Raw genomic sequence first — 14108 nt, 5'->3', positions numbered from 1 at the left:
CATACTCAACTCTATTTTTTGTATGTTTCACCAGGCTTTAATATTATAACTTTTATGGGTGTTTCCTCTTCTAGAATTTCCTTGAATATGCTAGGGTCCTGTTCTATGACTGGGAAGGTATTATAGTGCATTGGGATGACCTCCTTGGGGGATATCCATTTGGCTGCTATTATAGCATCCTCTGGTCCCATGGTATAGCGGTCGCCTATTGGTAGGAGTGCAATATCTGGCTTGTAGATTTCTCCGATAACTGTTTTCATGTCGGTGAATAGGCCCGTGTCCCCTGCATGGTATATTTTTTGACCGTCTTCTAATTGGAATATGAACCCGCAAGCGCTGCCCCCTGGGATTATTTCATCCGTGAAGTCTATGTCAGAGGTGTGTTTGGCATCTACCATGGTTACTTTAATGTTATCGAATTTTAGGGATCCTCCAATGTTCATGCCTTCACTTTCGAGTCCCTGTTTCGAGAAGAAGACTGAGATTTCGTGCGTGCCTACGAGCAGCGCCTTACTTCGGTTGGCTATCTCCATGGCATCGCCTAGGTGGTCTAAGTGTCCATGTGTTACAAAGATTAGGTCAGCTTCTAAATCCTCTACTGGTATGTCGCAGTTTGGGTTGTTGCTTATGAATGGGTCTATGAGTATTTTGGTTCCTTCTTCCGATACTATCTCAAATGCTGAATGGCCAAACCATCTAAGTTTCATTGGTTACCCCCCTTATTGGTATTTGTTTGGAGAGGCTCCAAGCCTTTTCGAATAACTTTTCTATTTCTTTGATTGATCTTTTATCATTGTATATTACACCCACTTCAAAGCTGTCATATATGGGGTCTGTGGAGATTATAAGACCTTTTTTATCATCTACGACAGCTGCGACGGTATGGACGTGTGGCATTGTCCTCACATCCACGTTATTGTCCATTAGGAGTTTTATGAGTTCTACTGAGGCTTCATCGTCTAGGCTGGCCTCTTGGATTATCAGTTTGCTTTTTGTGTCCATACATTTCTTTAATATTGAGACGTCTAGGTTGCGGATCCAAGGGTACATTAGGATTATGCTTTCTTTGGCTCCTGTTAGTATATCCTGCATGGTGTTTTGGACGTCAAGGGCATCGAATGACCATATTATGGTACTTCTCATTTTGCCAAGAACTCCTTTAATTGGGGTTAGACGCTCTTCTATAACTTCATCAATGCCCTCAATATCTCCTACATACTTTCTTTTAAGGGATTGTAGGCGTTTTATAACAAAATCAGAATCCTTACCTTTTGGCTTTTTAGGGGGTTTTTCATCGGTTTTTTCGCTGGATGGCTCCTTTTTTGGTTTTATTTCGGTTTTCGGTTTTTCTGTGGGCTGGGGCTTCTTTATGGGTTTGATTGGAGTTGGTGCTTTAGTGGGCTTGCTTGGGGTTTCCTTCTCTTTTTCGGTTTTTAGCTTTTCTCCCATGCTTGGACGCGGCTTTCTAGCAGTTTTTTGTGTTTTGTCTTTTTTTGGTTCTTTGGGCAGTTCTTGGGTGGGGGTCTCTACTTTTTTAAGTTTTGGTTTGGTGGGAGGTTCTTCAACCACTTTTTCGGGTTCTATTTCAGTTTTTAGTTTTTCCATGATGCCCTTTCGAGGCCTCCTCACGGACTTTGGAATTGCTTTCGTCTTTTTGGATGTTTTTCTTTTAGGGATTGGGGCTGTTTCGACTTTTAGTGATTGTAGGTCTATGCTCCCTGCGAATAGCACTATCATAAGCATTCCAGTGACGAATAAGCATAATCCCAAAAAGAACAAACCAAAACTAGGAGGTATGCCAAAGCCAAAGGTCATAAGATAAACTCCAATAATCAACAGGCCCATTCCTCCAAGGGTAATTAAGAAATAAATCAATTCGAATAACCTCCCCATAACATTTTATTCTACCCTATAATTATCCTTGATAATAAATTTATACTCTATCTAGTAATTAAACTCTAATATATCTGGAGGTTTTTGATTATGATATTTGATGAGAAGGGTCAGGGTGCAGCGGAATATGTTTTATTATTTGCGGCCGTTATAGTCTTCGCAATCTTAGCATTATGGATCTATTATTCATATTTCCAAGATCAGAATATTTTTTCAACTTCTGAGGACTTAAACAGTGTAAGAGAGAATCTCTCAGCCGAAAACTAGTAATGATCTCTCACCTTGAAATAATTTACAAGATCCTTGAATTCATCTAGTGAACCTTTTTCATTGCTTAGTGCCCAGGACAATCTCCTAATTATTTTCTCTTTATTCTTAGGATCTAAGAGGAATATTTCATGTATCATCCTGTCAAAAAGGGTATAATCTTTTATGCCTGCGACCACCATCTTCGCCTTGAAGAGCGCTTTAAGCTTCTTATACGCCCTCTCAGCTCCCACAACATCCTCAGAGTCTATCCTCTTAAACAACATAAATATCTCAAACGGATCCTTTTTCACGAGACTAAAAACTATACCATCAGATTTTATGGATTGTATCCTTTTAACATCATTATAAACACTAAGATCATAATCTACGACTTGTATCCTCCTATCTTCTAGGAGTTTCATCAACGCCTCATTAATGCTCTTATCAGATACCGGCCTATTCAAGGTTTCCCTGATCTTCTCAGCTATATCCTGCCTTGAAAGATCATGATCAGCGAGTAATCTGAGTATGATCTGGTCGATATTGTATTTCCTCGGCACCCTAGACCCCCTATCGTTATGTGAAAATATACACAATACACTATAAATATATTGTGAAAAAACTTTCATGTTAGAAAAGTTTTTATAATGAAACAAACTGTATTAATAGTTAGTAATATGGGAGGTGTAATTTGATGAGATTCTTAAAGGATGAGAAAGGACAAGGAGCAGCAGAATACATACTACTATTCGGTGGCGTAATCGTCATAGCAATAGTAGCACTAATATTATACAGAAGCTACTTCCAAGGTCAAAACCTCAGTAGTAAAGAAGACATACAAAAGGTAAGAACCAACCTCAGCGGCGGTACAGTATAATTATTAAGAGCATAGGGAAATGTTAGAGGAAGAGGCCCAGGTCAGCGCTGAGATGATATTGATCATCGGTGCACTACTGATCATAGTAATAGTTGTAGGTGTGTACGTCAGAGGTATTGCTGGTTCTATCGCCGGTAACATCACTGATGTAATTAACGGGGCCCGTGATTCCACCATCCAAAAACTATAATTAACATTTTTTCTTTCTTTTTTTTGACTTTATCTGAGTGATAATGGGTTTTATGTGGTAGTATATGTTGTTGGGATGTTCAGCTTAGTTTCTTTACTTTTTGTCGGTTGCTCTTGCAGTATCTGTAACTGAATAGTGTCCCCCCTATACTGATAGGATTTTCCCAGGTTTCATTTTATTTCACGGCCCAGATTGTGGTGGAGTTGTTTTTGTAGATCGGTTTGATGTGTTTTGTCTCTTCTTTGAGTATTACAAGTTTTACAAAGAGTGAATCTTGAAAACTTCTATCTAATATTATAGCCCAATTCTTATCTAAGAGTACTATTATGGAAAAATTACTTTTATCATCACCGGCTATTATCCTCTTGGAGTCTCCATTTTTTATTATGGTATTGTATGGTTTCTTGTTTTGCCATAACCCACCATCCTCTAGGTTTAGTGTAACATTATTGGTGTAGTGTCTTATTTGGCCAGTATCATTTGATAAACCTACAGAATAGGTATAGTTGTAACCTTGGGATTTGTTAAAGTCCCAGAAGCCATAATAGACGCACCACTTTCCGGCTAATATCATATCATCACATGTTAGTATGATGAATGGTTTATTGGTGGGGTGGGTATATGAGAGAAGTTCCTTGGTGAAGTTTGGATCCATTTTATATTTTTCTTGGAGTATTTTTTCTGCTTCTTTTTTGTCAACACCAAGTATATCATCTAGGATAGTTACTGTTAAGCTTGTGTTCTTGGTTTTCTTGTCGAGTAATTCTATGGCTTTGTTTCCACTTGTAGATAGCATGCTGAAGATGCCGATGGATAAACTTTCATTGTCTACTGCAAATGCATGATCAACCCAATAACTTCTAGGATTGCCTTGCCTCGTGTTATCGATAAGTACTGGTCTTTGGGAAAGCGCCGCAAGTGGGCTTCCATAACTCCATTCTGTAATTACAACAGTGGATGGAGATGTCTCATTTTTTATCCAAGCACATGCAAGTAGAAAATCATCATCTAAACAAGGTTTGAAGCAGGTCCCAGATACTTGTAAAATGGAAAGTGTGAATAATAAAATTACCACAAAAGATATAAGAACCTTTCTATACTGATTTAATCGCCTAAATGGCGAATGTTTAAGGTAGGAATTCATGATTCCAATGAGTAATCCGACAAGTATCATGGCTGGTGGTATGGCCAGTAATGCGAAACGTGCGCTTAAAAAATATGCTATACTACCCAAAATAATCCATGTTAGGATCAAAATGAAGAAATACCAGCTAAAATGTGGAAGATGAACCCTTCTGACCTTTTCTCTTAACATGATGCTCCCAAGGATTATGGCCCCAAATAATCCAAGGCCAATATTCAATAACCCCTCAAAGCCTGGAGCTTGTAACTCCGACACTGATTTATAAGCGTTTGGCCAATTACCAACATATTCCGGTTTAAAGACCATGTTGAAGAAACCTTGGAAAATTGGGATATAATCTGGTGGTCTAAGCAATGTCGTGAAAAGAGTAGAGATTATAATAAAAGCCATTACTTTTTTGGCGAAACCTACTATTTCTTCTCCCTTGATTTTGAGGAATATCATGTAGAATATGCTTGATATGATTATGATGCAGAATATGTATGGCCAGCCGTTCCATGCGAGTGAGAATATTGCAAGTGAGATAGATGATAAAATAATCGGCCCTATATAGTTTTTGTTTGTTTCGGTGGCTTTGCAAAAGAAGAAAACGATAAGAACTGGGAATAGGATGTTGAACATGTCGGTATCAAAAAATCCTGGTAATGTTCTGGAGAAATAGAATGGCGCCAAAACCAATAATATTCCCGCCAGCAAACCTGGAAGGTCACCAACATATCTTCTAACTATGAAGAAGGTTGGGATTCCAGCTAGGGGTCCTATGATCGCGGGTAGCCAAAAACAAGCTTCCATAAAATCAATGGAGGTGAATATGTTCAGTAATTTGTAGAATATGATCGAGATCCATAGTATTAGTGGGGGATAATCGACTGGCCCTCCTGGAGGGTAGCATGAATGGAGGTCCCATGGTTCGCCGTTTATTATCTTGTCCCCGGGGTGTCCGTGGTTTAATATGTTGGCCGCGAGGCGGTAGTTGTAGTAGGAGTCTGGTTCGTACATGTATGGTAGGCCTTTTTCGTCTGTGAAGTGCGCCTTTTCTGTGCTGTTCATACACTTAAGTTCTACTGTTTCCAAACGCGTGAAGAAACCCGTGAAAAATATTATTAGGATTATTGTGTAGATTTTCAGCCTTTCATCCACGATTTCACCCTATCTTGTAGAGTTTTGGGTTTAGGCGGGGTATCATGGCCATTAGTATACATTGTTCTGTGTTTTCTGTCCGGTCTAGTAGGCCCTTGGTGAGGTGGTATATTGCGCCTGTTTTTTCTCCAAGGTTTTGTATTCCTGTGATTTTGTCCATTATATCTCCTACTTCTTTTCCCCCTTCTAGTACTTCTTTTATGACCTTTGGTGGGTACTCAAATCCTGCGCTTACTCCTAATGTGATTGTTTTGCCATTGTAGGTTGCACACCATTGTAGGTCAATGTAACCGGTGAGAGTGTAAGGTGCTTCGAGCAGTCCGGATTCTATTCCTATACTCAAGTCACAGTCCTGGTATGCTCTCCGGGCCCTGTTTATGGCACCTTTTATTGTCTGTTCTAATCCTATTGGTTGGCTTGGGACTCCTGGGTCTACTTTCACTCCTTCGACTTGGACTTTTGTGTAGATTTTTTCTAGGACATTTTTTGTTGCTTTTATTTTAACTGGGTTTTGTGACCCGACTTTGACCTTCATCTTATCACTTGAGTATTTTGCCTTTTTTGTCTATTTCTCCTCTTCTAATCCTTGTGGATGATATTGGTTGGCCGTCTTCTGCTTTTACCATTTTTATTGTTATTATGTCCATTGGGGGTAGGTTTTTTTCTTCTCGGATTTTGTTTATTTTCTCTGCTCGTGGTTGTGTTTCTTCACTTACTATTATGGCTTCGAATTTTTTGTCATTGATGGTGGGCCCGTAGGGGTCTTCTAGTTTTTCTATGTAGAAGTTTTCGTATCCTTTCTTTTCAAGGTATTTTTTCAGGTTTTCTATTCTGGTTTGGCAAGGTTCTATTGGGTCTTTTTGGGCTGCGAATTTGTCTGATGTTACTCCTATGGCTACTGTCTCCGCTACTTTGAATGCTTTTTCTAGTAGGGTCTGGTGGCCTTTGTGGAATTTGTCGAATGTCCCCCCTACTGCTACTAGTTTATATTTTTTTGTCAAGGTTTCCACCCTATAGGTTAATTAGGGTTGTGGTGATATAATAGGTTTTGATATGTTGCGTGAGTATAATGTTGTTGTGAAGGATCCGCGTTTTGTGGATGTGCGGGTGGCTAGTGTCTATCCTAGTTTTTATAGGGTGGCTATGTCATCGTTGGGTTATCATATTATCTATGATTTTTTGAATTCTCGGGAGGATGTTTGGTGTGAGAGGTTTATTTACCCTTATCGTGGGAGTTTTGAATCTTCTAGTCTTCTCGGGGATTTTGATATTATAAGTTTTTCGATACATTATGAGGAGGATTATTTTAGGGTTCTTGAGATGTTGCATCAGGGTGGTTTAGAACCTCGTAAGAGTAGGAGGCGTGGGGGGCCTTTGGTGGTTGTTGGGGGTCCGACCGTAACTGCTAATCCTCTTCCTTTGGCGGATTTTGTTGATCTTTTTGTTATTGGGGAGGCCGAGCCTGTTTTGGATGAGCTGGTGGATACTTTCATTGGCTTGGATGATCCTCGCGGAGAATTGGATGAGTTCAAGGATATAAAGGGCGTTTACGTGCCTGATAATCCTGTTGAGCGTGTCATAGTTGAGGATATGGATAATGCTTGTCATCCGATTCGTCAGATTGTCTCCGAATCTGATGATCCTAGTTTTGAGCCGGCTCTTGGCCGTTCATTCCTCTTGGGGGTTTCTAGGGGTTGTGTTCGTGGTTGCAGGTTTTGCATGTCAGGGTACCTTTATCGTCCGAAGCGTGAAACATCCCTTGGTAAACTTTTTGATGTTGCAAAGCGTGGCAAGAGGGCCACCGGCCTTGATAGCGTATCATTGATAGGTGCTGCTGCATCTGATTATTCTAGGATAGATGATTTGTGTGAGGGATTAGTTGATATGGGTTTCAGGGTTAGTATGCCATCTCTCAGGATAGAGTCTGTGACAGAGAATCTCCTGGAAGTTCTTGCAAGAAGCGGCTTAAAGACTGTGACTTTAGCCCCAGAATCTACCTGGAAGATTAGGAGGAGGTTGAACAAGCCCATCAGGGATGATAAGGTTTTTGAGGTTACCAGGATGGCTATTGAGAAGGGTTTGTCTGTTAAAATGTATTTTTTGATCGGGACCCCTGGGGAAACCTTGGAGGATCTTAAGGAGCTTGCAAATTTTATAAGAGGATTGTCTAGGTTGGGGCCTGTTAAATTTAGTATAAACCCCCTTGTACCTAAACCTCACACGCCACTCCAGTGGGAGGCTTTCAACCTAGATGATATAAAGAATAGGATGAGTTTTTTGAAATCAGAACTGCGGGGTTTACCTGTTAAAATGGGGAGCCCAAGGTTGGCCCTTATACAACATGTGCTCTCTACTGGCGGACATGAAGTTTCAAAGTTGATAGAGGCGGGTTGGCAGGGTAAAACAAGATTGAGGGATTGGATGTTAAAATCTCGGGGTCGTGAACTTGGAGAGGAATTGCCATGGAGTAAAATAGATGTTGGTCTTAGGGATGATCTTATAATGGAAGAATATTTAAAAATGAAGGAAGATAAGTTAACATCCTATTGTGAATCGGGCTCATGTTATAAGTGCCTTAAGAGGCCATGTGAGAGTTGATACTAATGTATGCTAGGAGATTGAAGGGTGTAAGTTTGTCAAGGATCCGTAAAATGTTCGAAGTCAAAGGAGAGGATATGATAAACCTTGGAATCGGAGAACCGGACTTCAACATCCCAGAAGATTCTAAGAAGGCTATAATGGACGCTTTGGAAGAAGGATTCACACACTACACCCCCAATAAGGGCATATTAGAGCTTAGGGAGGCTATAGCAGAAAAATTAAGGGTTGAAAATAATATCAATAGGGATCCTGAGGATATCATAGTAACTGTAGGGGCGAGTGAAGCACTCTACATGTGCACCCAAGCCCTAATAGATAAAGGAGACGAGGTCCTAATACCAGATCCAGGTTTTCTCTCATATGACGCTTGTGTGAAACTTGCAGAAGGCAAACCCATACCCGTACCCCTAGAAGGAAAAAACTTCAGGATGAACCCTGAAAGAGTGGAATCCTTAATAGGTGAGAATACAAAGGCCATAATATTAAATTCACCATCCAATCCCACAGGCGCGGTCATGGAAAAGGATGACACCAAGGCCATAGCAGAATTGGCAGAAGAAAAAAACATTATAATAATCTCAGATGAAGTCTATGAGAAGATAATCTATGAAAAGAAACATTACAGTCCAGGACAATTCACAGAAAATGCCATAATAGTGAATGGTTTCTCCAAAACATATGCAATGACAGGCTTGCGCATAGGCTATCTCACAGCCCCAACCGAGATCATAGAAGAACTCCTAAAAATCCACCAATATAACACCGCCTGCGCTCCATCAATATCCCAAGCAGCAGCCCTAGCAGCCCTAAAAGGCCCACAGGGGGCTGTTGATCGTATGGTGGCAGAATTCAGGAGACGTAGAGACTTAATGTTCAAGAGATTGAATAGCATGGGCATAGAATGTAACAAGCCAAGTGGGGCATTCTACATGTTCCCCCATGTAGGTGACGAGATAAAGTTTACAAATAAAGCCCTAAAAGCGGGTGTTGTTGTCGTCCCAGGGAGCGCATTCGGCCCTAATGGCAAAAACCATATAAGATTTTCATATGCAACATCCTATGAGAAGATAAAAGAGGCTATGGACAGAATCGAAAAAATATGGATGTGACTCCACATTGGATGATAAAAGAGCCGAACTCGGTAAAAAAGCAGCATACACTGGTATAATAGGTAACATCCTCCTTACCGTGTTAAATTTCATAGTTGGAATCATGGCTGGGAGTGTAGCCCTCATCGCAGAAGCCGCCCACACACTCTCCGACATACTAACATCCATCATAACATTCATAGGTTTCAGAATCGGTTTGAAGCCAGCTGACATCGAGCACCCTTATGGTCATGGGAGAGCAGAAGCACTAGCAGGCCTAGTCGTTGTACTCTTCCTAGGGATAGTAGCCTATGAGATACTATCAGAAGCTTACAAGAAATTGTTCATTGTATCAACACCACCTGATTATATTGCTGCGGTGATGGCACTGGTTGGTATAATCGCGAATTCTATCATGACACATTATATGATGAGTATAGGTAAAAAGATTAACAGTCCCGCTATTATAGCCGATGCACAGCACCAAAAGATCGATATATTCTCATGTACACTTATACTAGTAGGTGTCATAGGATCCAATCTTGGATTAAAATTCCTAGATCCGCTTGTAGCCATCCTAATAGCATTCATAGTTCTGAAAACGGCCTTTGATGTTGGACGTGAAAACATAAATAATATCATGGGTAAGGTCCCCTCAAGGAATATCATGGCGGAAATTAGGCGATCCGCAATGTCCATAAAGGGTGTTATGGGCATACACAACGTCCGTATAAACTATTTCGGACCCTATGCCGCTGTAGATCTTCACATAGAAGTTGATGGTGACATGAACCTCAGAGAAGCCCACTGCATATCCCACAAGGTCGAAAAAAAGATAATCGAGGACATAGACCTCATAAGGATAGTGAATGTCCATGCCTGCCCATTCAATGAAAAAAACCACTAAAAAGCTTATTTCTTTGTCAATTTGTAAGCTGCCAGAAGCCCTAATAACAGTATGGGTAATATTATATCAAAGTATAAAGGGGCTCCAACATTTCCAGGAGCATAATTTCCCCTGAACATATCCTGGATGTGTATATAGGCCGCGCCAAGATAAAAGACTGAAAAGCCTACTATGGTCGCAGTCCAAAAATCATCCCTAAACTTCAAGCATAAAAGTCCAAGAATCCCATAAGACAGGTTAGCTACTGCAACTTCTAATTGGAATGGACTACCAGCCGGCCAACCTATATAGGCCGCTATCTGACCCCCCATGAACGCATGGCCCATGAAAGCCCAGATAGAAGATAATCCAACCATTACCATGAGTAATGCTAAAAGTAGAGATTCTATAATATAATTTTTTGTCCTTGGTTTCCTATAGATTAAAATCAGAGCCAATATCAGGGTTAAAATTGGCCATATATACATTGTGTCCACTATAAGACCTCCCAGACAATTTTAAGATTTTTTTGAGCGCCGGGGACGGGATTTGAACCCGCGCGATCCCAAGGATCATTGGCTTAGCAGGCCAACGCCATACCAGACTAGGCGACCCCGGCAAGATGGGGTGGGCTTGTCCAAGAGTGGACAGTCCTCCTAGTTACTAGTGATCCAAGTGCCCAGCTCCACCCCGCTGACCCACAAGCATCAGCTGTCCACGGTAGGGCTGCTCCTTTCCAGGCCTGACCCGGTTCCCGTGGTTAAGATAGTTAACCCCAGCCCTCCAGCCGGGGCCCTATCACCGCTGATCCTGTGGGACGAGGCTTCTGCACTGAACACTTGGGCTAGTAGCTAGTTGGTCTGCCGCCTCTTGGACTTCGACCGCGCCATATAGGGGATTTGCGCTTACAGAGGACCCCTAACCCTCCGGTCTAGCCCATGTATATTATTGTTTTGATCTGATATTTTAAGCTTACCATTTTATAAACACTATGGTGGATAATATTATATATGGATTCTCTCCTCTTGGTAAGTGTCATTTTGGGTTTGTATTTTGCCTTTAATATAGCGGCTAATGATATTGGTAATTCTGTCGGTACTGCTGTGGGTAGCGGTGCTTTGAGTATGAGGAGGGCTCTTTTTTTAGGTGCTTTTTTCGCTTTCCTAGGGGCTCTATTCTTTGGTGGTAATGTTATAAGGACTATTGGTGAGGGTATAATACCCTCTGATAGTTTTAGTGTGATTGCAGGTTTTGCTGTTATTTTGACTGCTGCTCTTTGGATAACTGTGACATTGTTGCGTGGTATACCCATTTCTGGTTCTGATGCTATGGTTAGTGCTGTTATTGGTGTTGGTCTTGTGAGTGTTGGTTGGAGCAAATTGAACTTTAACACTGTAATTTATATAATTTTAAGCTGGATTCTCTCTCCTATGATAGGCTTTTTCTCGGGCTTTTTAACATATTCTGTTATAAAAGTAGGGGTTATCAGGCGTGTGAAGAGAATTTCTGTCAGGGACAGGTTGGAAAAGCTTTTCGCATACCTTCAAATGCTTAGTTCGTCTTTTTCCGCGTTTAATGTTGGCGCGCTAGATTTTGGCGTGGCTATGGGCGTTATTTTCACCCTATCAGGTGGGAGTTCAAGTTTTCTGAAGATTGTTGGGGCTCTGGGACTTGTTATGGGTATAATTTTTGTTGGCGATCGCGTGACCGAAACTATAGGTAGGCGCATTACTGAACTCGTACCCACCAGGGGTTTCTCGGCCCAGGTAGCAGCTTCTATTGTCTCTTTTGTCTTCATATCATATGGGATGCCAATCTCACCAACCCAGACCCTTGTCGGTTCTGTGATAGGGGTTGGCTTGGCCCGTGGGACTTCCACGTTAAAATTTGATGTTATAAAGGATATAGGGTATACTTGGATTTTAACGATACCAGCATGTCTAATATTAGGGGTGGTAACCTATTCTGTCCTTAGAGTTCTTTCAGGACTTTTATGATGTCACCATCAGAGATTATGCCAACGATTTTATCATCTTCTAATACTACCAGTTGATTTATGATGCCCTCGTCTTCACCATATTCGGACATTTTCTCTATAGCATCCTTTAGGGTTTCATTGGGGGATATGGTGGCAACATCCTTTACCATGACTTCTTCTACCCTTGTGCCTAGCCTGTAATTGTCTAGTATGAGGTTGTGGCCTAGGTCTGTTGCTGTCACTATACCTAGGAGTTTTCCTTGGTCTTCAACTGGTAGTGCGCTTATTTTATGTTTCATCAGTTTTTCGAATGCGAAAACCACGTCCTCTGAGGGTTTGACTGTTATGGGATCTGGTGTCATGACATCTTTGATTTTTATTTTATCCAATTTCTTCGGCAACTTCTTTGCCTCCTTTGACTGTTGTCTTAGTAAGGGATTTTATGATTGAATCGATTGTGGTTACAACGTCAATGTTTTCGATGACGGGCACGTTATATTTCCTGGCCTGGGCCTCGAAGTACTTGTGGATCCTCCTTATAGCCCAGAAGTAGCTTATGTACCTTTTTAGGGGTCTTCTGGCCCATGTTTGTCTGCATCTTGAATAGAATCTCCCTTTGTGGATGTTTTCATCTGGTACTGTTAGAACGAACATGGCAACATTTTCTTTGTTCACGAGGTCTTCGCGTATGAATCCCGGTACGATGTGAACGCCCTCGATCACGATACTTATACCCTCTTTGAGGGCTCTCTCGATTACGGCTTCCACGCCAACGCTAACTGTATCTACATGGTCTCGGAATCCTATTAGAACCTCGTCGAGTTCTGGTGGGGGTGGTATTCTAAGTGATTGGTATGCTGTGTAACTTGACTCATATAGTGATGGGAGGAGATCCCTAGATACTATTTTACGCATTACTTCCCTTATCATGTCTGTGCTTATCATGTTCCTTATACCGAGGCGGTTGGCGACCTCGAATGCTATTGATGATGTGCCGACACCTGACGCCCCGCCTATGAGTATTATTAGGGGTTCTTTATGTTCCCTTATACGCCTCCATAGCATGTATTTTTCCGCTATCTCCTTGTCTTCTTTTTTAAGTTTATTGAACACTATCTCTACTAGTTCATCTATTGTTATAAGGTCTATGTTCTTTTTTTTAAGGTAAGCTTCTATCTTTGATGCGAAAGTATAAGCCTTGTTCGGGTCCATTTCGGCTCTGGTTAATGATCTTGCAAGAACTCCCTTAGAGAATGGTTCTGTATATTTTTTACCACTCACTTCTCCTTGGACCATTATCATATGATTTCACCCCTAATAATAAGAAAAAGGTACCCATATTCTGTGTGTGGGGATTTGAGATCCCCCCTCCTTCTTTATCCTCACAAGATTCTTTCCTGGTGGGATCATCCTAGTTTTATGAATTTTGTATCTATTTTATCATCTATTTTTATTAGGCATGCTTCTCCCTTGGAGGTTTCTCCAGGGTTTATTATGATGGTGTCCCCTATCCTGTCTTCTCCCCTGCCCTCGTGGATGTGGCCGCAGATGTTAAGTTTTGGTTGGTGTTCTTCTATTATCCTTCTTATGCTTTTGCTGCCTACATGTTCTCCATTTGGTAGTTTGTCTGCTTGTGTCCCATATGGGGGTGCGTGTGTTATGAGGATTGTTATATCATCTTTTATTGTGCCTTTGAGGATTTGGTATATTTCATCTTCTTCAAATTCTAGTGGGGTGTTGAATGGTGTTGGATTCGACCCTCCCAGGCCACAGAATGAGAGTCCTTTTATATTGGTGGTTTTGGCGTGGATGTTCAGTGCCTTGGAATTTTCTATATGGGAGTGTATACCATGGGGGTCGCAGTTTCCTGGTACTGCTAGTACTGGTATCTTATGGGCTGCTATGTCATCTAGGATGTCTCTTGCAAGTTCTGGTGGTCCGAAGTGTGTTATGTCCCCTGCTATTATTATCAGGTCTACTCTGTTTTCTTGGAGGTATTGGTGGAGCGTCTCTGGGTTTATTCCATGGAGGTCGCTAAGTGCAAGTATATTCATCTCGTTAT

The 14108-nt window shown here is 41.3% G+C and carries 17 protein-coding genes, 1 tRNA gene and 1 other RNA gene; 7 read left to right on the top strand and 12 right to left on the bottom strand.

Features of this window, described 5'->3' with window-relative positions; all coding sequences use genetic code 11:
- Window positions 1-11: 11 nt before the first annotated feature.
- Both DPC56_RS00755 and DPC56_RS00750 read right to left on the bottom strand, forming a co-directional pair.
- A complete protein-coding gene (locus DPC56_RS00755) occupies window positions 12-707 on the bottom strand; it encodes a metal-dependent hydrolase (RefSeq protein WP_112093152.1) in 696 nt (231 codons plus the stop codon).
- The gene (locus DPC56_RS00750) at window positions 697-1836 is read right to left on the bottom strand and encodes a hypothetical protein (RefSeq protein WP_394339518.1); all 1140 of its coding nucleotides are present in this window, start codon (window positions 1834-1836) and stop codon (window positions 697-699) included. The genes DPC56_RS00755 and DPC56_RS00750 overlap by 11 nt, the downstream gene beginning before the upstream one ends.
- Before the next feature lie 147 nt (window positions 1837-1983).
- On the opposite strand from DPC56_RS00750, the gene DPC56_RS00745 reads away from it, so the two are divergent.
- Window positions 1984-2160 (top strand): class III signal peptide-containing protein, encoded by a 177-nt coding sequence (locus DPC56_RS00745; protein ID WP_348638824.1) that lies wholly within the window; start codon window positions 1984-1986, stop codon window positions 2158-2160.
- On the opposite strand, the gene DPC56_RS00740 is transcribed toward DPC56_RS00745, so the two are convergent.
- On the bottom strand, window positions 2157-2702 hold the full coding sequence (locus tag DPC56_RS00740; protein ID WP_112093149.1) for a hypothetical protein: 546 nt from the start codon (window positions 2700-2702) through the stop codon (window positions 2157-2159). The genes DPC56_RS00745 and DPC56_RS00740 overlap by 4 nt on opposite strands.
- Window positions 2703-2836: 134 nt before the next feature.
- Here DPC56_RS00740 and DPC56_RS00735 point away from each other — a divergent pair, with 134 nt between their 5' ends.
- Both DPC56_RS00735 and DPC56_RS00730 read left to right on the top strand, forming a co-directional pair.
- Window positions 2837-3019 carry a Flp family type IVb pilin gene (locus tag DPC56_RS00735; RefSeq protein ID WP_112093148.1) on the top strand — a complete coding sequence of 61 codons (183 nt, stop codon included), beginning with the start codon at window positions 2837-2839 and terminating at the stop codon, window positions 3017-3019.
- A 19-nt stretch (window positions 3020-3038) separates the two neighbouring features.
- Window positions 3039-3209 (top strand): class III signal peptide-containing protein, encoded by a 171-nt coding sequence (locus DPC56_RS00730; RefSeq protein WP_112093147.1) that lies wholly within the window; start codon window positions 3039-3041, stop codon window positions 3207-3209.
- A 175-nt stretch (window positions 3210-3384) separates the two neighbouring features.
- Here the strand turns inward: DPC56_RS00730 and DPC56_RS00725 are convergent, their stop codons facing one another.
- From DPC56_RS00725 to DPC56_RS00715, 3 genes are read right to left on the bottom strand one after another with little or no spacing between them, the layout of a single operon-like run.
- Window positions 3385-5493 (bottom strand): STT3 domain-containing protein, encoded by a 2109-nt coding sequence (locus tag DPC56_RS00725; protein ID WP_112093146.1) that lies wholly within the window; start codon window positions 5491-5493, stop codon window positions 3385-3387.
- A gap of 4 nt (window positions 5494-5497) precedes the next feature.
- A complete protein-coding gene (gene yjjX / locus DPC56_RS00720) occupies window positions 5498-6028 on the bottom strand; it encodes an inosine/xanthosine triphosphatase (protein WP_112093145.1) in 531 nt (176 codons plus the stop codon).
- Window positions 6029-6032: 4 nt separating this feature from the next.
- A complete protein-coding gene (locus DPC56_RS00715; RefSeq protein WP_112093144.1) occupies window positions 6033-6494 on the bottom strand; it encodes a phosphopantetheine adenylyltransferase in 462 nt (153 codons plus the stop codon).
- 52 nt (window positions 6495-6546) lie between these two features.
- Between DPC56_RS00715 and DPC56_RS00710 the strand changes: the two genes are divergently transcribed.
- From DPC56_RS00710 to DPC56_RS00700, 3 genes are read left to right on the top strand one after another with little or no spacing between them, the layout of a single operon-like run.
- Window positions 6547-8091, top strand: coding sequence for a radical SAM protein (locus tag DPC56_RS00710; RefSeq protein ID WP_112093143.1), 1545 nt, complete (start codon window positions 6547-6549; stop codon window positions 8089-8091).
- Entirely contained in the window at window positions 8091-9203 is a 1113-nt protein-coding gene (locus tag DPC56_RS00705) for a pyridoxal phosphate-dependent aminotransferase (protein WP_112093290.1), read from the top strand. The genes DPC56_RS00710 and DPC56_RS00705 overlap by 1 nt, the downstream gene beginning before the upstream one ends.
- 7 nt (window positions 9204-9210) lie before the next feature.
- Window positions 9211-10089 (top strand): cation diffusion facilitator family transporter, encoded by an 879-nt coding sequence (locus DPC56_RS00700; protein ID WP_112093142.1) that lies wholly within the window; start codon window positions 9211-9213, stop codon window positions 10087-10089.
- 5 nt (window positions 10090-10094) lie between these two features.
- On the opposite strand, the gene DPC56_RS00695 is transcribed toward DPC56_RS00700, so the two are convergent.
- From DPC56_RS00695 to ffs, 3 genes are all read right to left on the bottom strand, one after another.
- The gene (locus tag DPC56_RS00695) at window positions 10095-10556 is read right to left on the bottom strand and encodes a DUF6790 family protein (RefSeq protein ID WP_245923817.1); all 462 of its coding nucleotides are present in this window, start codon (window positions 10554-10556) and stop codon (window positions 10095-10097) included.
- A 46-nt stretch (window positions 10557-10602) separates the two neighbouring features.
- A tRNA-Ser gene (locus tag DPC56_RS00690) sits at window positions 10603-10687 on the bottom strand.
- Window positions 10688-10693: 6 nt separating this feature from the next.
- An RNA gene (ffs, locus tag DPC56_RS00685) (signal recognition particle sRNA) lies at window positions 10694-11010 on the bottom strand.
- Window positions 11011-11078: 68 nt separating this feature from the next.
- Between ffs and DPC56_RS08500 the strand changes: the two genes are divergently transcribed.
- Window positions 11079-12065: an inorganic phosphate transporter gene (locus tag DPC56_RS08500; RefSeq protein WP_112093140.1), complete on the top strand. Its 987-nt coding sequence runs from the start codon at window positions 11079-11081 to the stop codon at window positions 12063-12065.
- Here DPC56_RS08500 and DPC56_RS00675 read toward each other — a convergent pair.
- The 3 genes from DPC56_RS00675 to DPC56_RS00665 all read right to left on the bottom strand — a co-directional run bounded on the left by DPC56_RS00675 (window position 12040) and on the right by DPC56_RS00665 (window position 14100).
- Window positions 12040-12408 carry a CBS domain-containing protein gene (locus DPC56_RS00675; RefSeq protein ID WP_112093289.1) on the bottom strand — a complete coding sequence of 123 codons (369 nt, stop codon included), beginning with the start codon at window positions 12406-12408 and terminating at the stop codon, window positions 12040-12042. The two genes, DPC56_RS08500 and DPC56_RS00675, sit on opposite strands and share 26 nt — an antisense overlap.
- Before the next feature lie 19 nt (window positions 12409-12427).
- Window positions 12428-13348 carry a 2-phosphoglycerate kinase gene (locus DPC56_RS00670; protein WP_112093139.1) on the bottom strand — a complete coding sequence of 307 codons (921 nt, stop codon included), beginning with the start codon at window positions 13346-13348 and terminating at the stop codon, window positions 12428-12430.
- Window positions 13349-13452: 104 nt separating this feature from the next.
- Complete coding sequence (locus DPC56_RS00665) at window positions 13453-14100, bottom strand: metallophosphoesterase (protein WP_112093138.1); 648 nt, start codon at window positions 14098-14100, stop codon at window positions 13453-13455.
- Window positions 14101-14108 lie beyond the last annotated feature (8 nt).

It is taken from the genome of Methanothermobacter tenebrarum (genome assembly GCF_003264935.1).
GTDB classification, from domain to species: Archaea; Methanobacteriota; Methanobacteria; order Methanobacteriales; family DSM-23052; genus Methanothermobacter_A; species Methanothermobacter_A tenebrarum_A.
Note: the sequence above shows the minus strand (reverse complement) of the source record. Positions and strands in the feature narration are given on the sequence as shown.